The organism is Methylomarinovum caldicuralii, from assembly GCF_033126985.1.
GTDB lineage: Bacteria > Pseudomonadota > Gammaproteobacteria > Methylococcales > Methylothermaceae > Methylohalobius > Methylohalobius caldicuralii.
Window position 1 is genome coordinate 227,484 of the sequence record NZ_AP024714.1, and the last position, 25,278, is coordinate 252,761.

The following is a 25,278-nucleotide window of genomic DNA, read 5'->3' on the forward strand; positions in this document are numbered from 1 at the left end:
AGGTTCACGGCCAGATCCGGGAAAAGTCGAACGCGATGCGGAAGTCGCCTGCCAGATCGAAATCGAGGGTTTCGTTCACCGCGTCGGCCCGCTTGACGAAACGGCCGTCCCGGAGCCGCCAGACCTTAGCTGTCCTGAGATCGGGATAGACCAGCACGTAATGCGCCACCCCTTCGTCCTGATAGAGCTCGAACTTGAGCTTTTCGTCCCGGAGCGCCGTGGAGGGAGAGACGACCTCGAAGATCAGCCTCGGCGTCCGCGTCGGCCAGTCGCCCTCGATCCCGCCGCAGATCACCATCACGTCAGGGCGGACCACGGTGTCGTCACGGACGATCCAGTCGGTTTCGAACAGGACCTGGCAGTCATCACAGCGCTCCAGCTGTTCATCCAGCTGACGGGCGATCTTGAGGGACAGGCGTTGATGCCGCGCCGTCGGACCAGGCGCCATCGCGTAGGGAATCCCCGCGATCAGCTCCCAGTCCCCCTCCCAGCGGCGACAGTCCTCCCAGGTGTAATGGGGCAGCAGTTCCGGAGCGATCATCTCCACCTCCTCAGGCAGCCGGTTCCAGGTTAGCATACGCCAGCATCAGCCACTTGACACCTGCACCGTCGAAGTTCACCTGCACCCGGGCGTTTTTGCCCTGTCCCTCGCACTGGAGCACCGTGCCTTCGCCGAAGGCTTCATGGACCACCCGCTGCCCCAGCCGCAGGCCGCTCGCCTCGGCAGCGGCCGGGGTGACGGCTGCAGGACGGGTGATGCGGGCGGTTTCGCGGATCTGCTCCAGGTGTTCGGCGGGGATCTCGCGCAGGAAGCGGGATTCGCGCGGATAGGTCTCGCGGCCGTAGAGGCGGCGGCATTCAGCGTGGGTCAGGTACAGCTTCTCCATCGCCCGGGTCATGCCGACGTAACACAGGCGGCGCTCCTCCTCCAGGCGGCCGGCGTCCTCGAGCGACTGCAGGGAGGGAAACAGCCCCTCCTCCATCCCAACCATGAACACCAGGGGGAATTCCAGCCCCTTGGCCGCATGCAGGGTCATGAGCTGGACGCTGTCCTCGTTCTCGCCGGCCTGGGTTTCGCCGGCCTCGAGGGCGGCGTTGGCGAGAAACGCATCCAGGGGCGACAGCTCCTCGTCCTCGTGGCTGAGGGCGAACTGGCGGGCGGCGTTGACCAGTTCCTTGAGGTTCTCCACCCGGACCTCGCCCTGATCGCCCTTTTCCCTGGCATAGTGGGCCAGCAGTCCTGTTCCCTCCACCACCTGCCTGACCTGATCCGGCAGGGACAGCGCGGCGGTGGCTTCGTCGAGGGCATCGACCAGCTGCAGGAATTTCCCCAGGGCGTTGCGGGCCCGGGCCGGCAGATCCTGGGAACGGCACAGGGATTCGGCGGCCCGCCACAGGGAGAGGCCCCGGTTGCGGGCGTGTTCGCGCACCGCATCGAGGGTGCGGGGGCCGATGCCGCGGGTGGGCAGGTTCACCACCCGTTCGAAGGAGGGATCGTCGTCGCGGCTGGCGAGCAGGCGCAGATAGGCCAGGGCGCTCTTGATCTCGGCGCGCTCGAAGAAGCGCAGGCCGCCATAGACCCGGTAGGGGATGCCGGCGGCGAGCAGCTGTTCTTCGAACAGGCGCGACTGGGCGTTGGAACGGTACAGGATCGCCGCCTCGCCGCCGCGGCGGCCGGATTCCAGCCACTGCTGGATGCGGCCGACGACGAAACGGGCCTCGTCGAGGTCGTTGAAGGCGGCATAGACCGAAATCGGCTCGCCCCTGTCGCCGGCGGTCCACAGTTTCTTGCCTAAGCGGCCGCTGTTATGGGCGATGAGGGCGTTGGCGGCGTCGAGAATGTGGGCGGTGGAACGGTAGTTCTGCTCCAGCCGCACCAGACGGTGGCCGGGGCAGTCGGCCTGGAAGCGGCGGATGTTCTCGACCCGAGCCCCGCGCCAGCCGTAGATGGACTGGTCGTCGTCGCCGACCACGAACAGGTTGTCGCGCGTCTCGGTCAGAAGGCGCAGCCAGGCGTACTGGATGGTGTTGGTGTCCTGGAACTCGTCCACCAGCACGTGGCCGAAGCGGCGGCGGTAGTGTTCCAGCAGCGCCGGCCGGTCGCGCAGCAGCTCGTGGGCCCGCAGCAGCAGCTCGCCGAAGTCCACCAGACCGGCGCGTTGGCACTGGCGCTCGTATTCCTGGTAGATGTCGAGCATCTGACGCTCGAACAGGTCGCCGGCGACGATATGCTGGGGGCGGCGACCTTCGTCCTTCTGGGCGTTGATGTACCACTGGATCTGCTGCGGCGGCCAGCGGCCTTCGTCCAGTTTCATTTCCCGCAGGATGCGGCGGATCAGGCGGTACTGGTCATCGCTGTCGAGCACCTGGAAGCCGTCGGGCAAGCCGGCCTCGGCGGCGTGGCGGCGCAGCAGGCGGTGGGCGAGGCCGTGGAAGGTGCCCAGCCACATGCCGCGGGTGTCGATGCCCAGCAGGGCCTCCACCCGGCCGCGCATCTCCCGTGCCGCCTTGTTGGTGAAGGTGACCACCATCAGGGCGTGGGGGCGCATGCCCTCCACCTCCATCAGCCAGGCCAGACGGTGGACCAGCACCCGGGTCTTGCCACTGCCGGCGCCGGCCAGCACCAGCACCGGCTGCAGGGGGGCGGAGACGGCCTCGCGCTGGGCGTCGTTGAGGGGATCGAGGATTGCGGTGATGTCCATGAGGGCTTTATTTTAGCGGACCGGGACCCCACTATTTGCGTTATACTACCGCCCAGTTTCACAACCGCTTGCGGAGGTACGTCATGGAATTCGATTTCAAGCGCATGTTCAAGTACGAACGCAACGTCGGCGACCGGGACCGCCAGATCCGCTACGGTGTCGGCGCCCTGTCCGTCCTGATCTCACTGTTTCTGGGCAGCATTCCGCTGCTGCTGCTGGGCATCGCGCTGCTGGTATCCGGCTTCACGCGATTCTGCCCGATCTACGCCGGAATGGGCAGGAGCACCCTGCCGCCGTGCTGCGCTGGCAAGATGAAGGAAAAAGAGTCCCACGGCTGCTGCGGCGGCGAGGAAAAGAAGGCCGAAGCCGGTGAACACGCCTGCTGCGGCGGCGAAAACCACGGACACGCCCACTGACGCCATCCCCCCCAGCGCAGGGACGCGCGCATTCCTCATCCCTCTCCATCCTCGACGATACTTACTCCCGACAACCGGGAACGCGGTCTGCTGCGCCAGCATTTCGCTCAGTCGCGGCGCTGATAGTCCCCCTCGATCACCGTCGGCCCGCGGCCACCGCTGCCCGGGCCGGAGGGCGGGCGCTGGATCAGCCAGCGTTTGAGCACGTACCGGGCGATGCGCCGCCGGGTGGTCGGCAGCAGGCACAGAAAACCCAGAAAGTCGGTGAAAAAGCCCGGCGTCAGGAGCAGCGCCCCGCCCACCAGCAGAATCGGACCCTCGACGATCTCCAGGGCCGGAATCTTGCCCTGGGCCAGGGCCTGCTGCAGCCGGAACCAGGTGTGGAAGCCCTCGATGCGCAGCAGCCACGCCCCCAGCACAGCGGTGAACACCACCATGGCGATGGTGGGAATGGGTCCGATGATGCCGCCGATCACCAGCAGCAGATAAATCTCGATCAGCGGGACGATGAGAAAGAGGAGGAAAAGCAGGCGGAAGGGGTGCATGATTTTTGGGTTATGATGATGCGATTGATGATCGTTTCATTATGACATTTTCCCAATGCCCACACACTACCGCATCGTCCTGTGCACCTGCCCCGATCCGGACACCGCCACCGGGCTGGCCCGCCGGCTCGTGGAGGCGCGGCTGGCCGCCTGCGTCAACGTCGTCCCCGGGCTGACCTCGGTCTATGCCTGGCAGGGCAGGATCGAAACCGACCACGAAGTCCTGCTGCTGGCCAAGACCCGCGCCGACCGCTTCGAGGCCCTGGCCGACTACCTCCGCCGCCATCACCCTTATGAACTTCCGGAAATCGTCGCGGTCCCCATCGAACAGGGCGATTCCCCTTATCTGCAATGGATCGATTCATGGCTCGACGCTTCCTGATTCTGCTGCTGCTTGTAGCGGCGCCGCTGCTGCAGGCGGCCAACCCGCTGGAAAAGTTGGGCTTAAGCCTGTTCCAGGACGAACTGCTGCCGGCGGACGAAGCCTTCCGCCTGGAGGCCGAGGTGCGCGCCCCGGACACCGTCGTCCTGCGCTGGCAGATCGCCGACGGCTACTATCTTTACCGCGACCGGCTTCGCGCCGAGTCGCTGACCCCGGCGGTCACCCCCGGTCCGCTGCGGCTGCCGCCCGGCCTTCCCAAGACCGATCCTGAATTCGGCAGCGTGGAAATCTACCACGGCCGGGTGGAGAGCATCCTGCCGCTGCGGCAACGCCCGCCGGACGGCACCGCGCTGAGGCTCAAAGTCCGCTATCAGGGCTGTGCCGAAAAGGGCATCTGCTATCCGCCCATCGCCAAAACCGTGCGTCTGACCCTGCCGCCGGCGGCCCGGACCGCACCGGCGGCAACCGCCCCCGATACGGCCGCCCCGCTGGCGGAGCAGGACCGCATCGCCCGCGCCATCCGCAATCAGAGCTTCTGGCTGACCCTGGCGAGCTTCCTCGGCTTCGGCATCCTGCTGGCGTTCACCCCCTGCTGCTTTCCGATGCTGCCGATCCTGTCGGGCATCATCGTCGGCCACGGCCACCGCATCACCACCGCGCGCGCCTTCTTCCTGTCGCTGACCTACGTGCTGGCCTCGGCCCTGACCTACACCGTCTTCGGGGTGCTGGCGGGCCTGTTCGGCGCCAACCTGCAGGCGGTCTTCCAGCATCCCTGGGTTATCGCCGCCTTCGCCGCCCTGTTCGTGGCCCTGGCCCTGTCCATGTTCGGCCTCTACGAACTGCAGATGCCCGCCAGCTGGCAGACCCGCCTCAGCCGCCTCCAGGGTCACGGAGGCAGCCTGGTCAACGCGGCGGTGATGGGGGTGCTGTCGGCCCTGATCGTCGGCCCCTGCGTCGCCGCCCCTTTGGCCGGGGCGCTGATCTACATCGGCCAGACCGGCGACGCCCTGCTGGGCGGCGCGGCCCTGTTCGCCATGGGGCTGGGCATGGGGCTGCCACTGCTGGCGGTCGGCACTTCGGCCGGCCGCCTGCTGCCCAAAGCCGGGCTGTGGATGAACACGGTCAAGGCGGTGTTCGGAGTGGTGATGCTGGGGGTGGCGATCTGGATGCTGGCGCGCATCCTGCCGCCGGCGCTCACCCTGCTGCTGTGGGCCCTGTGGCTGATCGTGCCGGCCATCTACCTGGGCGCCGCCACACCGCTGCCGGAGACGGCCTCCCACAGCCGCCGGCTGGGAAAGGCCCTGGGAGTGGTGATGCTGACCTACGGCATCCTGCTGCTGGTGGGGCTGGCCGCCGGCAGCCGCGACGTCTTCCAACCCCTCAAGGGGCTGATGGTCCAGGCCCGGATGCCTGCGGCCGCTTCCCTGCAGCCTCAGACCGTCGCCTCGCCCGCCGAGCTCGAGCAGGCCCTGACCCAAGCCCGGGGACGCTGGACGATGCTCGATTTCTATGCCGACTGGTGCATCTCCTGCAAGGAGCTGGAGCACCAGACCTTCACCGATCCCGGCGTCCGCCAGGCCCTCGCCACCCTGAGGTTGCTCAAGGCCGACGTCACCGCCAACAGCGAAGCCCAGCGGCGCCTGCTGCGACAGTTCGACCTCGTCGGCCCGCCGGCGCTGGTCTTTTTCGATCCCCAGGGGCGGGAATGCCGCGCGGCGCGGCTGGTCGGCTACGTCGATGCGGAGGCCTTCCTGCGTCATCTGCGGAGCCTGCCCCGGCGCTGCCCCGCCTGAGGGCCCAGGGCTCCATCTATTCCTGCCTCCTCGACCCTTACCCAAGTAGCCGCCGTTCTGGACAAAATCCGGCCACTTCTGCACAATAACCCCGATTTTTTCACCTTTTCCGCACACGATGGCGCGCATTTCCGTTCTCAACGGCCCCAATCTCAACCTCCTCGGCACCCGCGAACCGGAGGTTTACGGCACCACCACCCTGGCTGACATCGAACGGCGCCTGCGTGAACAGGCCCGGCGTCAGGGGCACGAACTGGATTTTCAGCAAAGCAACGCTGAACACGTGCTGGTGGAAACCATTCATGAGGCCTGGCGTCGTCAGGTCGCCTTCATCCTCATCAATCCGGGCGCCTTCACTCATACCAGCGTGGCCCTGCGCGACGCCTTCCTGGCAACCCGCATCCCCTTCATCGAGGTGCACCTCTCCAACATCCACGCCCGCGAGCCGTTCCGGCATCACTCCTACCTGTCCGACATCGCCCGGGGCGTCATTTGCGGGCTGGGGGCCCTGGGATACGAACTTGCGCTGCAAGCCGCCATTCATCACATCCGCGAGACCTGAGGTTATGTATGGACATTAGAAAAATTAAAAAGCTGCTCGAACTGCTCGAAGACACCAGCATCGCCGAAATCGAGATTCACGAAGGGGAGGAGTCGGTCCGCATCACCCGCGTCAGCCAGACCCAGCAGACCGTGGTGCAGGTGCCGGCGGCGGAAATCCAGCCGGCTCCGCAGCCGGTCCAGCCGGCCGCCCCGGCGGAAGAGGCCCCGGCCGCCGAAGCCGCCAGCGAGGAGGAGGAACTGAAGGGCCACATCGTCCGCTCCCCCATGGTCGGCACCTTCTACCGCGCCCCCGCCCCCGGCGCCAAGCCTTTCGTCGAGGTAGGCCAGCACGTCAACGTCGGCGACACCCTGTGCATCATCGAGGCGATGAAGATCCTCAACCAGATCGAGGCGGACAAATCCGGCGTCGTCACCAAAATCCTGGTGGAGGACGGCCAGCCGGTGGAGTACAACCAGCCGCTGTTCGTGATCGAATAAGACAGGGATGCCCGACATGCTCGACAAGATCGTCATCGCCAACCGGGGCGAGATCGCCCTGCGCATCCTGCGCGCCTGCCGCGAACTGGGGGTGCGCGCCGTCGCCGTCCACTCCGAGGCCGACCGCGACCTCAAGCACGTGCTCATGGCCGACGAATCGGTGTGCATCGGCCCGCCGCCATCCTCCGACAGTTATCTCAACATCCCCGCCATCATCAGCGCCGCCGAGGTCACCGATGCGGTCGCCATCCATCCCGGCTACGGCTTTCTCGCCGAAAACGCCGATTTCGCCGAACGGGTGATCCAGAGCGGCTTCATCTTCATCGGCCCGCGGCCGGAAACCATCCGCCTGATGGGGGACAAGATCTCCGCCAAGGAGGCCATGAAGCGGGCCGGGGTGCCCTGCGTGCCCGGCTCCGACGCCCCCCTGAGCGACGACCTGGACGAAAACCTGCGCCTGGCACGGGAAATCGGGTTTCCGGTCATCGTCAAGGCGGCCGCCGGCGGCGGGGGACGCGGCATGCGGGTGGTGCACTCGGAGGCGGCGCTTGCCAACGCCATCACCATCACCCGCAGCGAGGCCCGCACCGCCTTCGGCAGCGACGAGCTCTACATGGAGAAATTCCTGGAGAAGCCGCGCCACATTGAGATCCAGGTGCTGGCCGACAGCCACGGCAATGTCATCCACCTGGGGGAACGCGACTGCTCCATGCAGCGCCGCCACCAGAAGGTCATCGAGGAGGCCCCGGCCCCGGGCATCACCGAAGAGCAGCGCCGCTTCATCGGCGAGCGCTGCGTCGAGGCCTGCCGGGAGATCGGGTACCTGGGGGCCGGCACCTTCGAGTTCCTGTACGAGGACGGGGAGTTCTACTTTATCGAGATGAACACCCGCATCCAGGTGGAACATCCGGTCACCGAGATGGTCACCGGGGTGGATCTGATCAAGGAACAGCTGCGCATCGCCGCCGGCGAGCCTTTGTCCTACGCCCAGCAGGACATCGTCATCCGCGGCCATGCGGTGGAATGCCGCGTCAACGCCGAAGATCCGGAAACCTTCATGCCCTCCCCCGGCCCCATCGAGCAGTTGCACCTGCCCGGCGGCCCCGGCATCCGGGTGGACACCCATATCTACGCCGGCTACAAGGTGCCGCCCTACTACGACTCGATGATCGGCAAGCTCATCGCCCACGGCGAAACCCGCGACAGCGCCCTGGCGCGGATGCGCACGGCCCTGAGCGAAACCATCGTCACCGGCATCAAGACCAACGTTCCCCTGCTGGCGCGCATCGTCAGCGACAGCGGTTTCCGCGCCGGCGGCCAGACCATCCATTATCTGGAAGACCTGCTCGGCTTGCGGGAGTGACGAGAATCCTCAGGCGGCGGGAGACGGCCTGCGACACCTGTGGTTGGATTAATACGGAACGGAACCACGATGGCCTGGCGTCAGCTCTCCTTCACCCTGCCGCAAGCGCTGGCCGACGAGGTCAGCGACCGCCTGGACCTGCTCGGCGCCCAGGCGGTCACCTTCTCCGAGGGTGGCGACGAGGAACTTTTCGAGCCGCTGCCGGGCGAAACCCCGCTGTGGCAGCAGACCCGCGCCACCGCCCTGTTCGATCCAGACACCGACACCCACGCCATCGCCGACCAGCTCCAAGCCGAATTCCCCCAGCTCCAGGACTGGCTCCACGAAACCCTGGCCGACCAGCCCTGGGAACGGGCCTGGCTGGAACACTTCCAACCGCTGAACTTCGGCCGCCTGTGGGTCTGTCCCAGCGGCCAGACCCCACCCGACCCGGACGCCGTCTGCCTGACCCTCGACCCCGGCCTGGCCTTCGGCACCGGCACCCATCCCACCACCGCCCTGTGCCTGGAATGGCTCGCCGAGGCGCCGCTAGCCGGCAAAACCGTGATCGACTACGGCTGCGGCTCCGGCATCCTCGCCATCGCCGCCCTGCTGCTGGGGGCCGAGCGGGCCGTCGCCTGCGACATCGACCCCCAGGCCCTGAGCGCCACCTACGACAACGCCCTCAAGAACCGGGTCGCCGACCGCCTGCACTGCTGCGATCCCGAGCGGATGCCCGGGGAAGCGGCCGATATCGTCATCGCCAACATCCTCGCCGGCCCGCTGGTGGAACTCGCCCCCCGGCTGACGGCCCTGACCCGAAGCGGTGGCCGGCTGGTGCTCTCCGGCCTGCTCGAAAGTCAGCTGCCGGCGGTGCGGCAGGCTTACCGGGAACACTTCGACTTCGACGTGCCGGCGGTGCTGGAAGGCTGGGGACGGCTGCACGGTCTAAAATACTGATGTACACCCGCTGCCCCCAGTGCGGAACGGTCTATCGCATCGAAGCCCGGCAGCTGCGTCAGGGCCGGGGCGAGGCGATCTGTCAGCGCTGCGGCATCATCTTCGGCGCCCTGGAGAGCCTGGGGGAGCACGTGGAAGAAGCCCTGGCGGATCACAGCGGCTGCCTGCTGGAATTGCCGGAACTGGGCGCCGCCGAGGCGGTCGCCGTCACCCCGGAACCGGGGCCGGCCCAGGAAACGACGGTGGAAATCCCAGAGGAAACCCCGGTGAAGGAATCCCCCCTGCCCGAAACCGAAGACGCCGCCCCAACCGGCGGCGGCCACTGGTACTGGCCTGCCGCTGCTGCCGCGCTCGGCGTGCTGCTGCTGGTCCAGATCTTCCTGGTCGCGAAAGACCGGCTGACGCAGATGCCGCAGCTGCGCCCCGTGCTGGAAACCCTCTGCCACGGCCTCGGCTGCCGGCTGCCGCCTTTCCGCAACCTGAACGAAATCCAGGTGGTGGACCGCGCCCTCTATCCCGCCAGGGAGCGGGCCAACGCGTACGATCTCTACCTGGTCATCGTCAACCAGGCACCCTACCCCCAACCTTACCCGCTCCTGAAACTGACCCTGACCGCCCTGGATGGCAGCCCCATCGCCACCCGCATCTTCAAACCGGAGGAATACTTGAAGACCCGCAATCCCCCCCTGATGCCCCCCTACCGGATGATCTTCGTCGAACTGCGACTGGCCGCCCCCAAGCGGGAAGTGGGGGGCTTCCAATTCGAGCTCCTGTCATGACCCTGCCGAACCTGCGCCTCAAACGCCACGAAGACCGCCGTCTGCGCCAGGGCCATCTGTGGGTGTTCAGCAACGAGGTTGACACCCGCGCCACGCCGCTCAAACGCTTCGAGCCGGGGGAAGCGGCCGTCGTCGAAGACGCCGGCGGCAAGGCGCTGGGCATCGCCTACGTCAACCCCAACGCCCTGATCTGCGCCCGCCTGCTGAGCCGCGATCCGCGAGCAAGCGTCGACCGGGATTTCTGGCTGCGCAGGCTGCAACAGGCACTGGCCTGGCGCGAGCGACTGTTCCCGAGGCCTCACTATCGCCTGGTCCACGGCGAGGGGGACTGGCTGCCCGGCCTGGTGATCGACCGCTTCGGCGACGTGTGCGTGGCCCAGCTCAACACCGCCGGAATCGAGCGCCACCGACACGACATCCTCGCCGCCCTCGACCGGCTGCTGCGGCCGAAGACCCTGGTCCTGCGCAACGACAGCCCCTCCCGGACCCTGGAGGGGCTGGCGACGGAAGTGGAAGTGATCGGGGCCCCGGTGGAGCACGTCACCGTGGAGGAAAACGGCTGCCGCTTCCTGGCCGACCCGGTGCACGGCCAGAAGACCGGCTGGTTTTTCGACCACCGCGACAACCGCGCCCGCGCCGCCCGCCTGGCCAAAGACGGCCGGGTACTGGACCTGTTCGTCTACACCGGCGCCTGGGGCATCCAACTGGCCGCCGCCGGCGCGAAAGAAGTCGTCTGCGTGGACAGCTCCGCCGCCGCCCTGGCGCTGGCCCGGGAAAACGCCCGCCTCAACGGCGTGGCGGACCGGGTCGCCTTCGTCCAGGCGGACGTCTTCGAGCACCTCAAGCTGCTGAAACAGGAAAAGACCCGCTTCGACCTGGTCGTCGCCGACCCGCCCGCCTTCATCAAACGCCGCAAGGACGTGGCCAGGGGCATGGAGGGCTACCGCCGCCTCAACAAACTGGCCCTGGCCCGCCTTGGGGAGGGCGGGATTCTGGTGAGCTGCTCCTGCTCCCACCATCTGGAGGCCGCCCGCCTGCAGCAGCTGGTCAGCGGCGCCGCCGGCATCGCCCGCACCTGCGCCCTGTTCGCCCGCGGCGGCCAGGCGGCCGACCACCCGGCCCATCCGGCCATCCCCGAGACCGAATACCTCAAGGCCCAGTTCTACCGGGTGATACCGTGGCCGTAAGATCCCCCCGCATCGAAATCGAATACTGCACCCGCTGCAATTTTCTCTTCCGCGCCACCTGGATGGCCCAGGAATTGCTCAATACTTTCAGCGAAGAACTGGGAGAAGTGGCCCTCCAGCCCGGCGGCAGCGGCGTCTTCGTCATCCGCCTCGACGGCCGGCCGCTCTGGGACCGCAAGGCCGAGGGGCGTTTCCCGGAGGCGAAGGAGATCAAACAGCGCGTCCGCGATGCGATCGCCCCGGAAAGATCCCTGGGCCACAGCGACCGTTGAACCGCCGAAAGTACGTCATATGCCACAGTCAGAAGCGCAAAAATCCGGCATTTGCCCCATCAGCGTGGTGCTGCCGGCCAAAAACGAGGCCGCCGCCCTGCCCGATCTGATCCCCAGAATCCGCCGGGTGGTGCCGGAGGCGGAAATCGTGGTGGTGGACGATGGCTCCGACGACGGCACCGGCGACATCGCCCGCTCCCTCGGGGCGCGGGTCGTGCGCCATCCCTACAGCATGGGCAACGGCGCCGCCGTCAAGGCCGGGGCCCGCGCCGCCCGGGGCAAGATCCTGGTGTTCATGGACGCCGACGGCCAGCACGATCCCGACGACATCCCCCGCCTGCTGGAGAAATTCCGCCAGGGCTTCAAAATGGTGGTCGGCGCCCGCCACCCCAGCTCGCAGGCTTCCTGGCTGCGGCGCCTCGCCAATCACTTCTACAACCGCCTGGCCTCGGCCATGACCGGCCACCGGATCGAGGACCTGACCTCCGGCTTCCGCGCCGCCGACGCTGCAGCTTTCCGCAAGTTTCTCTATCTGCTGCCCAACGGCTTTTCCTATCCCACCACCAGCACCATGGCCTTCTTACGCGCCGGCTTCCCGGTGGCCTACGTGCCCATCCACGCCGGCAAACGCGCCGACAACAGCCGTAGCCACATCCGCCTGCTGCGCGACGGCCTGCGCTTTTTCGTCATCATCCTCAAGATCGGCGCCCTGTTCTCCCCAATGCGCCTGTTCCTGCCGGTCAGCGGCGTGATTTTCCTCTTGGGGGCAGGGTATTACGGCTACACTTTCTACATGTGGCACAAACTGACCAACATGTCGGTAATCCTCTTCCTCGGCAGCCTGTTCGTGTTCATGATGGGCATCGTTTCCGAACAGATCTCGTCGCTGCACTACCGGTTTCATGAATAGCGCCCATCTCTTCTCCGCCCGCCCGGGCAGGTAAACCGGCGGTGTTATACTTGCCGTTTTCGCAATAGCCGGAATCCCGTCATGCCTTCCGTGATCGACCTTTACGAGAAGCTTTCCACCGCCCCGGATGACAGGGCCCGCGCCAAAATCATCGCCGAGGCCTTCGAAGCCCTGGAAGAACGCTATCCCAACCTTGCCGACGTCGCCACCCGGCAGAACCTCCGGGAAACCGAACTCAGGCTGCAAAAAGAAATCGAGCAGGTCCGGGCCGACCTCACCAAGGAAATCGAGCAGGTCCGAGCCGACCTCACCAAGGAAATCGAGCAGGTCCGAGCCGACCTCACCAAGGAAATCGAGCAGGTCCGCGCGGAACTCAAGGAAACCGAACTGAGCCTTCGGAAAGAAATCGAGCAGGTCCGGGGAGAGATCAGGGAAACCGAACTTAGGCTGCAAAAAGAAATCGAGTCGGTAAAACTGGAACTGCAAAAGGAAATCGACCAGGTTCGGCTGGAGATCAAAGCTGTGGAAGTACGCCTGACCCAGGCCATCCACCGCCAGACCCTGTGGGTGATCGGCTCCATCGGCGCCATCATCGCCCTGATCCGCCTGCTGGAGTGGTTCCTGGCCCACGTTCCCCAGCCATGAACCGCAATCCACGCCAACCCCACGCCGTCCTCGACCTGCCCTCGCGGGCCTGGAAAGCCGCCGAGATCGAACGCTTGCTTGAACTCGCCCCCGCCGCCGAGCCACTCAAATTCCTGGAAATCGGCACCGGCGGAGGCGGCATTGCTACTTACGCGCCACAAACACCATCTGGTGGCAATGCCAGGGATCGACTCGTTTGTTGGGCCCCGTGTGATCATATTCCCAAAAGGAGCTATCCTTTGTTCCGTGCCTGGGATATTCTGAGTGAGCTGATGGCAGAGGCCCAGGCCAGAAAGACGACTCAAGCCTGACGGACGAGGAGGAAGTTATGGTCATCCGTCTTCACAAGAAAGCCCGCACCACCCCTGAGATCCGCCGGGAGATCCAGAACTCCGATCTGCCGGCCACGGTCCTGGCCAGGAAATACGGCGCTCATCGTCATACCATCCGCAAGTGGCGCCAGCGCGATTCGGTCGAGGACGCCCCGCACCGGCCCCATCGCATCCATGCCACCCTGACCCCGCAGCAGGAAGCGATCGTGGTCTGTCTGCGCGAAACCCTGCTGCTGCCCCTGGACGACCTGCTGGCGGTCGTTCACCGCTTCATCCATCCCAAGATGTCCCGCTCGGCTCTGGACCGGCTGCTGCGCCGCCATGGGGTCTCCAATCTCAAGGAACTGATCGCTGCCAAGGAAGGGGAGAACGCCCCCGCCAAGGCCAAAAAGAAAGGCTTCAAGGACTACGAGCCCGGGTTTGTCCACATCGACATCAAGTACCTGCCCAAGATGCCCGATGAGACTCGGGGCCGTTACCTCTTCGTCGCCATCGACCGGGCCAGTCGCCGGGTCTACCTGGAAATCCATCCCACCAAGGAAGCCCAGGTCGCCGCCGGCTTCCTCGACCGCCTGATCGCCAAGGCCCCCTTCAAAATCACCAAGGTCCTGACCGACAACGGCAAAGACAAATCCGCCGGGAGCGGATTTGGACCGCGCAGCGGGCCCCGAAGGGGCGAACCCCAGGGATGGGGTGAGCAATTCACCGACCGCTTCTGCGCCACCGGGGAACGCGAACCGACCGGCCGTCACCTTTTCGACCAGGCCTGCCAACGCCATGGCATCGAGCACCGCCTCATCCCACCCAAACACCCGCAGACCAACGGCATGGTAGAACGTTTCAACGGTCGGATCGCCGAGATCCTCAAAACCACCCGCTTCCGCAGCAGCCAGGACCTGGAACGGACCTTGATGCAGTATGCCAGTGTCTACAACCATCAGATTCCCCAGAAGGCCCTGGGACACATCTCACCGGTACAGGCCCTCAAAGACTGGCAGAAGAAGCGGCCGGAGCTCTTCAAAAAACGTGTATACAATCTCACGGGGCTTGACACCTATGAGAAGGGGGAAGATGTGGGTAATAGGGTGGGTTGAACGTATGACCAGTATGCGCATCCCGGTCCAGATGCTCGGCCAGTCGGGTTGCCGTCTCGAATTTCCCGATACAACCATTTATATGGATCCCTATCTTTCAAACTCAGTGCAACTGCTCGATGCGCATGATCATGATCTGGAAAGACAGATACCGATTCCATACCTTCCGGAAAAAGTCACCGACGCCGACATCGTCCTCATCACCCACGCCCACATCGATCACTGTGATCCGCACACGCTACCCCAATTGGCCCTGGCTTCGCCACAGGCGCGTTTCGTCGGTCCTGTCCCGGTGCTCAACAGACTGGCAGAGTGGGGTATTGCAGCCAACCGGCTTATGCTTGCGACTGAAGCATGGCAGGAACTTGCTCCTGATCTCCGACTGCGCGCCATTCCTGCTGCCCATCCGGAAATCGAGCGCGACTCCGATGGCAACCTTGCCTGTGTCGGTTACCTCATCGACTACGCCGGGCGGAAGCTTTACCTTGCCGGCGATACCTCAGTCAGGCAGAAAATCATCGACACGCTAGTTGCCGACGGTCCGGTGCATACCGCTTTCCTACCCGTCAATGAACATAATTTCTTCCGTGGCCGGCGCGGCATTATCGGCAACATGTCAGTGCGAGAGGCTTTTCAGTTCGCCCAGGAAATCGGCGCCAGGCAAGTTGTTCCGGTGCATTGGGATATGTTCGCCGCCAACGCTGTCGATCCGGACGAAATTCGCCTGATTCACCAGCGTATGAACCCGGGCTTTGCCCTGCTGATCAGGCCAACTCATCTCAACCTTGGCAACGTGCAGGTCAGCATCATCATCCGCACGCTCAACGAAGCACGATACCTCGATGAATTGCTCACCGTCATCGCTCGTCAGGAAATCGACAGCATTACCTACGAAGTCGTTCTTGTCGATTCCGGATCTACCGATGGCACGTTGCAAATCGCCGAACGCCATGGCTGCCGCATCTACCATATCACCCGCGAAGAATTTTCCTTTGGCCGTGCGCTCAATATAGGATGCGAAGCGGCCGCCGGCGAAATTCTTGTTTTCATCAGTGGTCACTGCGTTCCAGCCAATAATCGCTGGTTGCAGCACCTCTGTCAGCCCATTCTTGACGGCCAGGCCCAATACACCTACGGGCGTCAGATCAGCGGGCCGGAAAGCCACTATAGCGAACGTCGCATTTTCGCCAAGTATTTTCCCGAAAAATCGCGTATTCCCCAGGAAGGCTTCTTTTGCAACAACGCTAACTCTGCCTTGTTAAAGAGCGCTTGGGCAGAGTATGGCTTTGATGAAGAGCTCACTGGTCTTGAAGACATGGAACTAGCCCAACGTCTCGTCAAGGCAGGAGGCAAGGTCGCTTACGTGGCCGAAGCGGCTGTCTACCATCATCACAATGAAACCTGGCCGCAAGTGCGTCGGCGTTTCGAACGTGAGGCCATCGCTTTGCAGAAGATCATGCCTCAGGTACACGTTAGTCTTTTCGATACCCTGCGCTACATCGCTAGCAGTATCTGGAGGGACTGGCGCTGCGCTAGGAAGGAAGGGGAACAGGTTGAGTTGTGTGATATTTTCCTCTACCGCTGGAACCAATACTGGGGTACCTGGAAAGGCAACCACGAACACCGCAAACTTTCGCACGCTGAAAAGGAAAAATACTTCTTTCCCGATTAATAAGGAGCCAAAAATGACTCAAAGACCCCGTATCGTTGCTCTGCTACCGATGAAGGCTAATAGCGAGCGCGTCAAGGGCAAGAATTTCCGTGACTTCTGCGGCAAGCCGCTGTTCCGCTGGATTCTCGATACGTTGTCTACAGTGGAAGAGATCGATCAGATCATCATCAATACCGATGCCCGTCATATTTTGGCGCAGAACGGGCTGGTCGAAACTGACCGCATTGTGATCCGCGACCGAAAACCAGAACTCTGTGGTGATCTGGTTAGTATGAATCTCATTCTTGCCGACGACGTTGCCAATGTGCCGGCCGATATTTACCTGATGACCCATACTACCAACCCATTGTTGAGCGCTGACACCATCCGCAAGGCACTTGCGGCATTCATGGAAGCCCATGCCACTGGCAAGGCCGATTCGCTCTTCACCGTCAACAAGGTACAAACCCGCTTTTACCGTGCCGACTGCAGCCCAGTGAACCACGATCCGGACAATCTCATTCCCACCCAGCACCTAGAACCCTGGTTCGAAGAAAACTCCAATCTCTACATCTTTACCCGTGACAGTTTCGCCAAGACCAACGCCCGCATTGGCAAGCAGCCGATGATGTGCGAAACTCCCCCTTTCGAATCAATCGACATCGACACCTCGGACGATTGGGATTTCGCCGTCGTTGCCGCTCGGTACTTGCATGAACGAAGAAAAGTGGAGTAACAAATATGAAAGTCCTGGTCACCTGTCCTCCCATGTTGGGGATGATCGATAGTTTTCGGCCTATCTTCGAAAAATACGGTGTTGAAGTGACTGCTCCCAAGGTGGTGCAGACTCTCAGCGTCGAAGAACTCAAGAAGCTTGTACCGCAGCACAACGGCTGGATTATCGGCGACGACCCTGCAACACGCGAAGTCTTCACCGCCGGCAAGGCGGGCAAGCTCAAGGCCGCCGTGAAATGGGGCATCGGCGTAGACAATGTTGACTTCGCCGCCTGCAAGGATCTCGGCATTCCTATCACCAACACCCCCAATATGTTTGGTGCTGAAGTCGCGGATATCGCCATGGGCTATGTCATTGCCCTTGCGCGCGAAACTTTCCAGATCGACGCTGGCGTCCGACAGGGTTTGTGGCCCAAGCCGCGTGGTATTTCCCTTGCTGGCAAGACCGTGGCCCTTATTGGTTATGGCGACATTGGCAAAAACACGGCCAAGCGTTTGTTGGCTTCCGACATGAAAGTTATTGCCTACGACCCCGTTGCCCCAGATAGCCCTGAATTTGTCGCTGTTGAGCGCGCAGAATGGCCCAACCGCGTCGAAGAAGCCGATTTCATCGTCGTCACCTGCTCGCTTACCCCTAGCAGCTATCACATGATCAATGCCGATGTTTTTGCCAGAGCAAAGGATGGTGTACGCATCGTCAACGTTGGACGTGGTCCTGTCATTGACGAGTCTGCTCTCGAATCTGCCCTCAAAACTGGCAAAGTATATTCTGCAGCACTCGATGTCTTCGAAATCGAACCGCTGCCGATGGATTCCAATTTTCGCACTCATCCACGTTGTATCTTCGGCTCGCACAATGCTTCCAATACCGTCGATGCTGTTACACGGACCAGCAAAATAGCCATCGATAAACTTATGGAGTTCCTAGGTGTCAGCTGCTAATCAGTCAATACGCACTTGTCTAGTGACCGGCGCAGCCGGTGGCATCGGTCGTGCTTTGGTGAAAACTTTTCATGAAGTAGGCTATTGCGTCATTGCCACGGATATCGGAGTCAAACCTGATTCACTAACCTATTCGCGCTATGTGCAAGCGGATTTGGCACGTTTTGCCGAAGACGAAACCTATGCTTCAAAAGTTATTGCTGATCTTCACCAAGCCTTGAATGGACAAGGCCTGCATGTCTTAATCAACAATGCCGCTGTTCAGATTCTAGGCGGGGCCGAAAGCCTAACCCGCCAGGACTGGCGTACCACCCTGGATGTCAACCTGCTAGCCCCTTTCCTGCTAATTCAGGCGTTGCTTCCTGAGTTGGAAGCTGCGAAGGGTTGCGTGGTTAATATTGGTAGCATCCACGCACGCCAGACCAAGAGGAACTTTGTTACCTATGCTACCAGCAAGGCCGCCTTGTCCGGTATGACCCGCGCTTTGGCCATTGATCTTGGGTCACGCGTGCGTGTTAATGCTATTGAACCTGCTGCTATTGAGACCGAGATGCTCAAGGCCGGTTTTACCGGCAAGCCGGAGATTTATACTCAACTTGAGCGCTGTCATCCGCAACAGCGCATCGGTCAACCCGAAGAAGTTGCCAGTCTTGCGCTTGCTATAGTTGAGGGCGGAATGAACTTCCTACACGGCGCTTGCATTAGCATCGATGGTGGGATTGGCTGCCGTTTGTATGATCCTGAATAAAAAATGACTTTCGAACACTCTGCCTGTTTTTGACGGTTGTATTTGAAGATACTTGCCTATACTGAATATGAAAAATAGATTTAACAAATATATCCAGCGTTTGCTTCATCGGAAATTGAGCCCGCATAAATATCCATGAGTGCTTTGTGCGGCCGACCTTTTCGGATTTTGCGCGAATTATCGAATACACAAATCATATTTATATTCCAAAGATAAACTTCCTTAATAATGTTCGTCGGATGCGACCAACCGTACTAATCGATGTTGGTGCTAATATTGGCATGAGTTCGTTGGCGTTGGCTCATCAGTTTCAAAGTCTTGTGACAGTTGTTGGTATCGAGGCGGAGAAGGAAAATTATTTGATTCTTGATAAAAATTATAATTTGTGGGGTGATAGGTTTGCACAGAAACATGTGATCGATAAAAGGCAAGCAGGCTGTAGGTTTCATGCTAAATGGGGAGTGGCATCTTCTGGAAAGGGAGATGGGGATGACGTCTCTTCTTTTCGCTTGCCTTATGGTATTAGTGCTTCTGGTACATTCGCACCTACGGCAGTAGTAGATCAAAAGAATATTGAAAATAAGCGCTTAGATTTTTCATCGGAAGCTGTAGAAATTTCTAGGTGCAGGGTACAGATTAATGATATAGTTGATAATTATTGCTCTGATAATAATGGTTTAATGATAGTAAAAATCGATATCGAAGGGGGTGAGGAGGAGTTAATGTCAAACAATGTTGAATGGATGTCTAGAACATGTTTTATGACTATAGAAGTACATGATCGTTTTGGATTGCCAAGATCTTCTGTGCCATTATTAAAAAGGTTGGTAGAGTATGATTTTGCAGTTGTTCCCGATAAAGATATATTGCACTGTTTTAATAGAAGCCTTCTCAGGTTATAAGTGATCGAATACAAAGAGCATCAGTGAATGGCATTGTTGCATAACTTGCATGTCTCAGCTGTCCAACAGGGTGAGTGGCTTTTCTTGAAGATTACCTTGTTGCAGTACGCCAAGGTCTACAATCATTAGATCCCCCAAAACCCCTGGGCCATATTTCACACGTCCAGGTCCTTAAAAAATGGCAGTCGAAACGACCGGAGTTGTTTAACAAGTGTGCATATAAGCTCACGGAACCGGACAGAATAAGGTGCGAAGGATCGTCGGTTTCGATGGGGAAGTGGTTTGGGATGCATCGAAACCAGACGGCACCCCCAGAAAGCTGGTGGATGTCAGCCGAATCAACGCGTTGGGATGGCGGGCTGAAATCGGCCTGGCCGAGGGAATCGAGCAGGTTTACGAATGGTACCGGAGGGTGGATTGACCATGTCCCCAAAAATATCTGTGATTACCGCCGTGTTCAACGGTGCTGAAACCATCGAAAAATGCATTGAAAGCGTCCATCGGCAGACGTATGGAAATCGTGAGCATATCATCATTGATGGTGGTTCGACGGATGGCACCGTCGATATTCTTGAAAGGCATACCCCCAAGCTTGCTTACTGGGTGTCCGAGCCGGATCGGGGTATTTATGACGCCTGGAACAAGGCGCTTATCCATGCAAGGGGGGATTGGATTTGTTTTTTGGGGGCGGATGACTTTTTATGGGATGCCAAAGCGATGGAAAAAATTATTCCCTACCTGCAGGAAGCATATAGAAAGTCGGTTAAGCTTGTTTGTGGTAAGGTTGCTGTCTGCGATAAAAGTAATAATTGTTTGTTTTATAAGAATGATTCTCCTGGTCGCATAAAAAAGGCCATGTGGAGTTCTATGTCTATTTATCATCAAGGCTTGTTGCACCATCGTTCTTGGTTTGATAAATATGGCTGTTTCGATTCATCGTTTTGTGTATCTGGGGATTATGAGCTTCTTATTAGGGGTTGGTCGGATGAGGAAGTCATCTATGCGGACGATGTTGTGTTTTCTGGAATGGGATTGGGGGGGGTGAGTTCTACTCATAAAGGACGCATGATTATTATGAGGGAGACATGGAAAATACATAGAATGCACCGAATTATGCCTTCTGCAGTATTCCTTTCCATGGTTTTTGGAAATTATCTTAGGTCAATCATGATTTCTATAATGGGGGAAAGGTGTTGCTATTTCTTGTTAGATGCTAAGAGAAAACTTATGGGGCAGCCTCCTTATTGGTCTAAATTGGTTTGAGCGTTAAGCAGGGCGTTAGTTTTTTGTTGGTTATGACAAAATCAAAGTCTATTTTGGTAGTTTCTCCAATCCCAACGCATCCTTCGGATTCTGGCAATAGATCTAGGTTGTATCATTTGCTGAAGAAATTCCAAGATGAAGGATTTGAGGTTTGCTTGTTGTTCTTGGATAAAGGATATGGGTGTGATTATAGGGCTATGCGGGGGGAGTGGGATGGTTTTTATGGAAAGGTGTATGGAAAAGGGTTTAAAGGAAAATTGGTTTATTTTTCGAAAAGATTATTGGGTGATATTGCTCCTGGTTCCTTAGGATTTATAGATAGCCTGATATCTAGATTGCCATCTCATGGAAAATATGATCCGCTGCAAATAGATGCGTGGTATGATAGCTCAATTGATGAAATTGTATGTAAATTGAAAAAAGAAAACGCCTTTGATGTGGTATTGGTGGAGTACGTATACCTTTCCAAGGTGTTGGAATTGTTTGATGACAGGGTTGTAAAGGTAATTGATGCCCATGATATCTTTTCTAATCGGCATGTTTGTTTCCAGGATAGGGGGAAAGCGCCTGTATTCTTTTATACCTCTCCAGAAGAAGAAGCCAAAGGCTTTTCTCGTGCAAATTTAGTATTGGCTATCCAGGATGAGGATGCCGAGTTTATTTCAGAATTGAGCGATGTTGATGTGATCACAGTCGGGCATTGCCCTAAGATGAATGCAGAAAATCCAGTAGGTTTTCTTAGGGCGCCCCCTCATCGGTCGCTATATGTGGCTACAAACACCGTTCCAAATCAAGATGCAATGGATTTTTTTCTCGATAATGTGTGGCCTCGTGTTTTGAGATGCCATCCTGCTGTGCAACTGCATGTAGTTGGTGGTATCTGTCATTATATAAGAAGGAGGGTGGATGACGATGACAATGTGCACCTTCATTATCTTGTGAATGATTTATCCTCTTTTTACCGGGATGACTATATTGTCATCAATCCTGTGCGCATCGGCACTGGATTGAAGATAAAAAATATTGAAGCATTGTTTATGGGCAAGCCTCTGGTGACCACCTCTGTCGGGGCGCAGGGATTAAAAAGATGGATAAACGAAGCCTTCCTAGTGGCGGATGATGCTGAAAATTTCGCGATTCAACTCATAAAATTATTGTCTGATGCAGATGCATGTAACGCTTTGTCCAAAGCCGCGCTTATGTTTTCGTCAGAATACCGCCGAGAATATGAAAAGTCTGTTAATGATTTGATCTCTAGGTTGACGTGATGTTTCTCGTTCCGGAATACAGTTCAATATATTTGTCCACTTGTTGGCTTGCATCGAATAAATTGATGACCCGCTGTCTCGCCGCCTGGCGCATCATCCGCCAACGGGCAATATCGGTTGCGAGCGTGCGCGCTGCCTGGACAAATGCATCAATAGCGTCCGCCGGGCACAGCAAGCCGGTTTGTTCATGCTCGACCACCTCCGGCAGCGAAGAGGTATTGGCCGCGATCACCGGCAAACCACACGCCATTGCCTCTGCCGCCACCAATCCAAAGCCTTCCAGCCTTGAAGGGAAAAGTAATGCGTCGGCTTGCTGGTAAGCGGTAACGAGTGACTCTCCGGAAAGCCGCCCGAGATTGCGGCAGTTGGGAGGCAGTGCATAGCGTTCATGGGCGCCCTCGCGGTCGGCGGTGTAGGCCAGCTCGAAACCATCGCCCAGCGCCTCCATGATCGGTGCCAGTAGATCAACGCCCTTGCGCCGGCTCCAGTTGCCGACATAGAGCAGGCGGAAGGGATGCTGGGGATGGTCACGCTCAATGGGGGTGAAGCGGCTGCAGTCGATGCCGTTGTAAATGACTCTGATGCCGGAAACGTCAAAAGCCTTTTCCGCCATCCCTGCCGTATAGCGGCTGACGGCTACCACCCGGGTTGCCCGCCGGAGAGTGGCGGCCTCGATAGGGCGGATCCAATAGCGGTGATAGAGTGACTGTAACCGGCTTTTGTAGCGGTTGAGCGCATCGTCGTGCACGCAGGCGTGCAAGGTGCTGACGATCGGCAGCCCCTGAGGCAAAAAACGCGGATGGAGCCAGGAATTGACATGAACGATGTTGGCCCATGCCGGCGGCTTCGGCACCGGCACACTCCAGGGCGCGTATTCGGCCCGGTGCGGCAGCCAGGTGATCGCGGCACGGAGGCCGCGGGCGTTGAGTCCGGCGCAGAGGCGCTCGGTGAAAACGTCGGCACCACTTCCAGCACGCACGGCGGGGAACCAGACGGCAGGAGCATCCATGCGGCTCAGCGAATGCGCAATTTATGATAAACCTGATACTGCCAGCGCAGGGGCCAGCAGGCCAGTGCCAGTGCCTGCATCGCTCGCAGCGGAACCGCTCGCAAGCCGGCAAGACTGATCCAGGACCATGAAAGCACGTGCAGATCCCGCCATCTTTCAATCACATCGAATCCCGCTGCGTTGAAGAGCTGTTGCCATTCCTCCAGGGTTTTGACGTCTTCCTTAGCGGCGGTTTGATGGGTTCCAGAGAACAGGCCGAGTCGTCTGGTCAAAAAATCGGCATTGGGTACCAGGATGATGATTGTGGCATTTGGTTTGGCGACTCTGCGCATTTCTGCCAAGGCCCTGAGGGGATCGATGAAATGCTCTAAAGAGCCAAGGCAGGTCACTACATCGAAGCGGTTGTCCTCGAAGGGGAGGGATTCTGCTGCTGTGACGTGAAATTCTCCGTCCGGAAAGGATTGCCGGCAAATTTCGATTGCCCGGTCTGACAGATCGATCCCGGCAATCCGGGCGCCGCGTTCCCGGCAGGCTATGAGCCATTCTCCCGCTCCGCAGGCAACGTCGAGGACATCTTGGCCGGACTGGATGCCAGTTCGCTGTGCCAGACTCTGCAAGTGAGCGGTGATCCCGCCGGGCGAACGGGCATTGGAATAATAAGTGTCGTTGTAGAACTGGCGAATTTTCTGGAGTGATTCATTCATGGTGATCCTCATGTCTCGGGGGAGAGTTCTGACTTTAGAGGTTATTGAGGGAGGTGTCTGAATGGGTTTGCATAGCTATTTCAAGAATCTCTACCAGCGAACCATGCGGCAAGCCTACAGTTCCCCAATTGGGGAAATATGCGCGGTCTTGGGAAATGATGTCTCCGGTCAGGTTCTGGATTGTGGCGCCGGCCGTGGTCACCCTATTACCCACATCTCTCGCCCCTGTAGTAAGATATTGATTTCTTTGGATAGGCGTTGACATGAGCTGGGCTGAACAAGAATTTTTTCCCTGGCGCTGGGCGATGCCCGCCTGAACCGGCGGCTGTGCCGGGTGATAGAAGCGATGGCAAACGATCCGATGGCGAGCGTTCCCAACGTTTGCGGGGGTGGCTGGGCGGAGACCAAGGCGGCCTACCGGCTGCTGGACAATGCCAGGCTGGATTTTCGGGAGGTGTTGCGGGCCCACAGTGTGCCGACCCTGGAACGGATCCGGCAGCAGTCGCGGGTGCTGTGCCTGCAGGACACCACCGAGCTGGATTATTCCGGGCGGCCGTCGATGGCGGGGTTGGGACGGCTGAATTACGAGCAGCGTCAGGGGTTGTACCTGCATCCGACGCTGGTGATCAGTGAGGCGGGCGTGGCCCTGGGGGTGACCGACTGCTGGCACTGGGCGCGTTTGCCCAAGGGGGAACCGGACCTGGCCGAAAGCCTGCGTTGGGTGGAAGGTTATGAGCGGGTGGCCGAGATGGCCGCCCTGGCGCCCGAGACCCGGCTGGTGTATGTCGCCGACCGCGAAGGTGACCTTCGGGCCCTGATCGACCGGGCCGAACAGCTGGGCTTTGCCGCCGATTACCTGATCCGGGTGCAGCACGACCGTAAGCTCAATGACCCCCTCGATGGCAAACTGCGGGCCGCGGTCGAAGCCCAGCCGGTGTTGGGGACGATCGCCTTTGACCTGCCGGCCGGCGGCAACCGCCCGGCCCGGCAGGTCACACAAACAATCCGGCTCGCCCGGCTCGAACTGAAGACCCGAAGCGGCCCGGGTCCCCAAGTCACCGTCATCCTGGCCCGGGAAGAGGCGCCCCCCGAAGGCCAGGAAGCGGTCGAATGGTGCCTGATCACCAACGAAGAAATCACCACCCTGGAACAGGCCAGAGCGCGCATCGAATGGTACCGCAAACGGTGGTGGATCGAGGTCTACTTCCGCATCCTCAAAAGCGGCTGCCGCATCGAAGCCCTGCAACTTCGCACCCGGGAACGCCTGGAACGGGCCCTGGTGCTGTATCTGATCGTCGCCTGGCGCATCCTGATGCTGATGACGCTCGGGCGGGAACATCCCGAGTGGTGCTGTGAAGTGGTGTTCTCTGTCGAAGAATGGCAGACCGCCTGGGCCATCCACCATCGCACCCCGCCGCCCGCGACGCCGCCGGATTTGGGCACCATCGTCCGCATCGTGGCCGGCTTTGGCGGCTGGCTGGGGCGCAAGAACGATCCCCCGCCCGGTCCCAAAGCCCTGTGGCAGGGCATGACCAAACTGAGCGCCTACGTGGAGGCCGTGACCGCCATCCGGGCGGCCGAGATCAAGTTCCCTCAGAGAAAACGGATAAGACATTGATTCCTATGAGAAGGGGGAAGATACGGGTAATAGGGTGG

Annotated in this window: 28 protein-coding genes; 23 read left to right on the plus strand and 5 right to left on the minus strand. The window is 60.0% G+C overall.

What is annotated here, in order from left to right:
- Positions 1 to 4: 4 nt before the first annotated feature.
- Entirely contained in the window at positions 5 to 541 is a 537-nt protein-coding gene (locus tag MCIT9_RS01220) for a Uma2 family endonuclease (protein ID WP_317705624.1), read from the minus strand.
- Positions 542 to 551: 10 nt separating this feature from the next.
- Positions 552 to 2,702, minus strand: coding sequence for a DNA helicase II (gene uvrD / locus MCIT9_RS01225; protein WP_317705625.1), 2,151 nt, complete (start codon positions 2,700 to 2,702; stop codon positions 552 to 554).
- An 83-nt stretch (positions 2,703 to 2,785) separates the two neighbouring features.
- Between uvrD and MCIT9_RS01230 the strand changes: the two genes are divergently transcribed.
- The gene (locus MCIT9_RS01230) at positions 2,786 to 3,118 is read left to right on the plus strand and encodes a YgaP family membrane protein (RefSeq protein WP_317705626.1); all 333 of its coding nucleotides are present in this window, start codon (positions 2,786 to 2,788) and stop codon (positions 3,116 to 3,118) included.
- Positions 3,119 to 3,225: 107 nt separating this feature from the next.
- Here MCIT9_RS01230 and MCIT9_RS01235 read toward each other — a convergent pair whose 3' ends face one another.
- Entirely contained in the window at positions 3,226 to 3,663 is a 438-nt protein-coding gene (locus MCIT9_RS01235) for an FxsA family protein (protein ID WP_317705627.1), read from the minus strand.
- A 55-nt stretch (positions 3,664 to 3,718) separates the two neighbouring features.
- Between MCIT9_RS01235 and cutA the strand changes: the two genes are divergently transcribed.
- The 21 genes from cutA (at position 3,719) to MCIT9_RS01340 (ending at position 21,909) form a co-directional block, all read left to right on the plus strand.
- Positions 3,719 to 4,045: a divalent-cation tolerance protein CutA gene (gene cutA, locus MCIT9_RS01240; protein ID WP_317705628.1), complete on the plus strand. Its 327-nt coding sequence runs from the start codon at positions 3,719 to 3,721 to the stop codon at positions 4,043 to 4,045.
- Positions 4,027 to 5,838 (plus strand): protein-disulfide reductase DsbD, encoded by a 1,812-nt coding sequence (gene dsbD / locus MCIT9_RS01245; protein ID WP_317705629.1) that lies wholly within the window; start codon positions 4,027 to 4,029, stop codon positions 5,836 to 5,838. Before cutA ends, dsbD begins: the two co-directional genes overlap by 19 nt.
- 118 nt (positions 5,839 to 5,956) lie before the next feature.
- Positions 5,957 to 6,400 carry a type II 3-dehydroquinate dehydratase gene (gene aroQ / locus MCIT9_RS01250; RefSeq protein ID WP_317705630.1) on the plus strand — a complete coding sequence of 148 codons (444 nt, stop codon included), beginning with the start codon at positions 5,957 to 5,959 and terminating at the stop codon, positions 6,398 to 6,400.
- 8 nt (positions 6,401 to 6,408) lie between these two features.
- On the plus strand, positions 6,409 to 6,879 hold the full coding sequence (gene accB / locus MCIT9_RS01255; protein WP_317705631.1) for an acetyl-CoA carboxylase biotin carboxyl carrier protein: 471 nt from the start codon (positions 6,409 to 6,411) through the stop codon (positions 6,877 to 6,879).
- A gap of 16 nt (positions 6,880 to 6,895) precedes the next feature.
- Positions 6,896 to 8,242 (plus strand): acetyl-CoA carboxylase biotin carboxylase subunit, encoded by a 1,347-nt coding sequence (gene accC / locus MCIT9_RS01260; protein ID WP_317705632.1) that lies wholly within the window; start codon positions 6,896 to 6,898, stop codon positions 8,240 to 8,242.
- Between the two features lie 69 nt (positions 8,243 to 8,311).
- Positions 8,312 to 9,181 (plus strand): 50S ribosomal protein L11 methyltransferase, encoded by an 870-nt coding sequence (gene prmA, locus MCIT9_RS01265; protein WP_317705633.1) that lies wholly within the window; start codon positions 8,312 to 8,314, stop codon positions 9,179 to 9,181.
- Positions 9,181 to 9,960 (plus strand): DUF3426 domain-containing protein, encoded by a 780-nt coding sequence (locus tag MCIT9_RS01270; protein WP_317705634.1) that lies wholly within the window; start codon positions 9,181 to 9,183, stop codon positions 9,958 to 9,960. Before prmA ends, MCIT9_RS01270 begins: the two co-directional genes overlap by 1 nt.
- Positions 9,957 to 11,147, plus strand: coding sequence for a class I SAM-dependent rRNA methyltransferase (locus MCIT9_RS01275; protein ID WP_317705635.1), 1,191 nt, complete (start codon positions 9,957 to 9,959; stop codon positions 11,145 to 11,147). Before MCIT9_RS01270 ends, MCIT9_RS01275 begins: the two co-directional genes overlap by 4 nt.
- Positions 11,138 to 11,419 (plus strand): Rdx family protein, encoded by a 282-nt coding sequence (locus MCIT9_RS01280; RefSeq protein WP_317705636.1) that lies wholly within the window; start codon positions 11,138 to 11,140, stop codon positions 11,417 to 11,419. The genes MCIT9_RS01275 and MCIT9_RS01280 overlap by 10 nt, the downstream gene beginning before the upstream one ends.
- Before the next feature lie 19 nt (positions 11,420 to 11,438).
- Positions 11,439 to 12,329 carry a glycosyltransferase family 2 protein gene (locus MCIT9_RS01285; protein ID WP_317705637.1) on the plus strand — a complete coding sequence of 297 codons (891 nt, stop codon included), beginning with the start codon at positions 11,439 to 11,441 and terminating at the stop codon, positions 12,327 to 12,329.
- Positions 12,330 to 12,410: 81 nt separating this feature from the next.
- The gene (locus MCIT9_RS01290; RefSeq protein ID WP_317705638.1) at positions 12,411 to 12,974 is read left to right on the plus strand and encodes a hypothetical protein; all 564 of its coding nucleotides are present in this window, start codon (positions 12,411 to 12,413) and stop codon (positions 12,972 to 12,974) included.
- Positions 12,971 to 13,285: a hypothetical protein gene (locus MCIT9_RS01295; protein WP_317705639.1), complete on the plus strand. Its 315-nt coding sequence runs from the start codon at positions 12,971 to 12,973 to the stop codon at positions 13,283 to 13,285. The genes MCIT9_RS01290 and MCIT9_RS01295 overlap by 4 nt, the downstream gene beginning before the upstream one ends.
- A 17-nt stretch (positions 13,286 to 13,302) precedes the next feature.
- Entirely contained in the window at positions 13,303 to 14,400 is a 1,098-nt protein-coding gene (locus MCIT9_RS01300; RefSeq protein WP_317705640.1) for an integrase core domain-containing protein, read from the plus strand.
- A gap of 4 nt (positions 14,401 to 14,404) precedes the next feature.
- On the plus strand, positions 14,405 to 16,072 hold the full coding sequence (locus MCIT9_RS01305; protein WP_317705641.1) for an MBL fold metallo-hydrolase: 1,668 nt from the start codon (positions 14,405 to 14,407) through the stop codon (positions 16,070 to 16,072).
- A 13-nt stretch (positions 16,073 to 16,085) separates the two neighbouring features.
- Positions 16,086 to 16,787, plus strand: a complete 702-nt coding sequence (locus tag MCIT9_RS01310; protein ID WP_317705642.1) for an acylneuraminate cytidylyltransferase family protein — start codon at positions 16,086 to 16,088, stop codon at positions 16,785 to 16,787.
- 5 nt (positions 16,788 to 16,792) lie between these two features.
- Positions 16,793 to 17,728 (plus strand): phosphoglycerate dehydrogenase, encoded by a 936-nt coding sequence (locus MCIT9_RS01315; RefSeq protein ID WP_317705643.1) that lies wholly within the window; start codon positions 16,793 to 16,795, stop codon positions 17,726 to 17,728.
- A complete protein-coding gene (locus MCIT9_RS01320; RefSeq protein ID WP_317705644.1) occupies positions 17,715 to 18,476 on the plus strand; it encodes an SDR family NAD(P)-dependent oxidoreductase in 762 nt (253 codons plus the stop codon). Before MCIT9_RS01315 ends, MCIT9_RS01320 begins: the two co-directional genes overlap by 14 nt.
- Before the next feature lie 239 nt (positions 18,477 to 18,715).
- Positions 18,716 to 19,378: an FkbM family methyltransferase gene (locus tag MCIT9_RS01325; RefSeq protein WP_317705645.1), complete on the plus strand. Its 663-nt coding sequence runs from the start codon at positions 18,716 to 18,718 to the stop codon at positions 19,376 to 19,378.
- 247 nt (positions 19,379 to 19,625) lie between these two features.
- Positions 19,626 to 19,799, plus strand: a complete 174-nt coding sequence (locus MCIT9_RS01330; protein ID WP_317705646.1) for a hypothetical protein — start codon at positions 19,626 to 19,628, stop codon at positions 19,797 to 19,799.
- 2 nt (positions 19,800 to 19,801) lie between these two features.
- Positions 19,802 to 20,641 (plus strand): glycosyltransferase family 2 protein, encoded by an 840-nt coding sequence (locus MCIT9_RS01335; RefSeq protein WP_317705647.1) that lies wholly within the window; start codon positions 19,802 to 19,804, stop codon positions 20,639 to 20,641.
- Positions 20,642 to 20,757: 116 nt separating this feature from the next.
- Positions 20,758 to 21,909: a glycosyltransferase gene (locus MCIT9_RS01340; RefSeq protein ID WP_317705648.1), complete on the plus strand. Its 1,152-nt coding sequence runs from the start codon at positions 20,758 to 20,760 to the stop codon at positions 21,907 to 21,909.
- Here the strand turns inward: MCIT9_RS01340 and MCIT9_RS01345 are convergent.
- A complete protein-coding gene (locus MCIT9_RS01345; protein WP_317705649.1) occupies positions 21,896 to 22,918 on the minus strand; it encodes a glycosyltransferase family 4 protein in 1,023 nt (340 codons plus the stop codon). The two genes, MCIT9_RS01340 and MCIT9_RS01345, sit on opposite strands and share 14 nt — an antisense overlap.
- A 5-nt stretch (positions 22,919 to 22,923) precedes the next feature.
- Positions 22,924 to 23,622 (minus strand): class I SAM-dependent methyltransferase, encoded by a 699-nt coding sequence (locus tag MCIT9_RS01350; protein ID WP_317705650.1) that lies wholly within the window; start codon positions 23,620 to 23,622, stop codon positions 22,924 to 22,926.
- A 298-nt stretch (positions 23,623 to 23,920) separates the two neighbouring features.
- Between MCIT9_RS01350 and MCIT9_RS01355 the strand changes: the two genes are divergently transcribed.
- The gene (locus MCIT9_RS01355; RefSeq protein ID WP_317706674.1) at positions 23,921 to 25,240 is read left to right on the plus strand and encodes an IS4 family transposase; all 1,320 of its coding nucleotides are present in this window, start codon (positions 23,921 to 23,923) and stop codon (positions 25,238 to 25,240) included.
- Positions 25,241 to 25,278 lie beyond the last annotated feature (38 nt).

Excerpts from the sequence above, each read along its gene's own strand:
- accC (WP_317705632.1), top strand. The coding sequence starts at position 6,896 with ATGCTCGACAAGATCGTCATCGCCAACCGGGGCGAGATCGCCCTGCGC.
- MCIT9_RS01235 (WP_317705627.1), bottom strand. The coding sequence starts at position 3,663 with ATGCACCCCTTCCGCCTGCTTTTCCTCCTCTTTCTCATCGTCCCGCTG.
- MCIT9_RS01315 (WP_317705643.1), top strand. The coding sequence starts at position 16,793 with ATGAAAGTCCTGGTCACCTGTCCTCCCATGTTGGGGATGATCGATAGT.
- MCIT9_RS01290 (WP_317705638.1), top strand. The coding sequence starts at position 12,411 with ATGCCTTCCGTGATCGACCTTTACGAGAAGCTTTCCACCGCCCCGGAT.
- MCIT9_RS01300 (WP_317705640.1), top strand. The coding sequence starts at position 13,303 with ATGGTCATCCGTCTTCACAAGAAAGCCCGCACCACCCCTGAGATCCGC.
- MCIT9_RS01350 (WP_317705650.1), bottom strand. The coding sequence starts at position 23,622 with ATGAATGAATCACTCCAGAAAATTCGCCAGTTCTACAACGACACTTAT.
- cutA (WP_317705628.1), top strand. The coding sequence starts at position 3,719 with ATGCCCACACACTACCGCATCGTCCTGTGCACCTGCCCCGATCCGGAC.
- MCIT9_RS01230 (WP_317705626.1), top strand. The coding sequence starts at position 2,786 with ATGGAATTCGATTTCAAGCGCATGTTCAAGTACGAACGCAACGTCGGC.
- MCIT9_RS01285 (WP_317705637.1), top strand. The coding sequence starts at position 11,439 with ATGCCACAGTCAGAAGCGCAAAAATCCGGCATTTGCCCCATCAGCGTG.
- dsbD (WP_317705629.1), top strand. The coding sequence starts at position 4,027 with ATGGCTCGACGCTTCCTGATTCTGCTGCTGCTTGTAGCGGCGCCGCTG.
- accB (WP_317705631.1), top strand. The coding sequence starts at position 6,409 with ATGGACATTAGAAAAATTAAAAAGCTGCTCGAACTGCTCGAAGACACC.
- MCIT9_RS01275 (WP_317705635.1), top strand. The coding sequence starts at position 9,957 with ATGACCCTGCCGAACCTGCGCCTCAAACGCCACGAAGACCGCCGTCTG.
- MCIT9_RS01310 (WP_317705642.1), top strand. The coding sequence starts at position 16,086 with ATGACTCAAAGACCCCGTATCGTTGCTCTGCTACCGATGAAGGCTAAT.
- prmA (WP_317705633.1), top strand. The coding sequence starts at position 8,312 with ATGGCCTGGCGTCAGCTCTCCTTCACCCTGCCGCAAGCGCTGGCCGAC.
- MCIT9_RS01335 (WP_317705647.1), top strand. The coding sequence starts at position 19,802 with ATGTCCCCAAAAATATCTGTGATTACCGCCGTGTTCAACGGTGCTGAA.
- MCIT9_RS01270 (WP_317705634.1), top strand. The coding sequence starts at position 9,181 with ATGTACACCCGCTGCCCCCAGTGCGGAACGGTCTATCGCATCGAAGCC.
- MCIT9_RS01220 (WP_317705624.1), bottom strand. The coding sequence starts at position 541 with ATGATCGCTCCGGAACTGCTGCCCCATTACACCTGGGAGGACTGTCGC.
- aroQ (WP_317705630.1), top strand. The coding sequence starts at position 5,957 with ATGGCGCGCATTTCCGTTCTCAACGGCCCCAATCTCAACCTCCTCGGC.
- MCIT9_RS01345 (WP_317705649.1), bottom strand. The coding sequence starts at position 22,918 with ATGGATGCTCCTGCCGTCTGGTTCCCCGCCGTGCGTGCTGGAAGTGGT.
- uvrD (WP_317705625.1), bottom strand. The coding sequence starts at position 2,702 with ATGGACATCACCGCAATCCTCGATCCCCTCAACGACGCCCAGCGCGAG.
- MCIT9_RS01325 (WP_317705645.1), top strand. The coding sequence starts at position 18,716 with ATGCGACCAACCGTACTAATCGATGTTGGTGCTAATATTGGCATGAGT.
- MCIT9_RS01305 (WP_317705641.1), top strand. The coding sequence starts at position 14,405 with ATGACCAGTATGCGCATCCCGGTCCAGATGCTCGGCCAGTCGGGTTGC.
- MCIT9_RS01295 (WP_317705639.1), top strand. The coding sequence starts at position 12,971 with ATGAACCGCAATCCACGCCAACCCCACGCCGTCCTCGACCTGCCCTCG.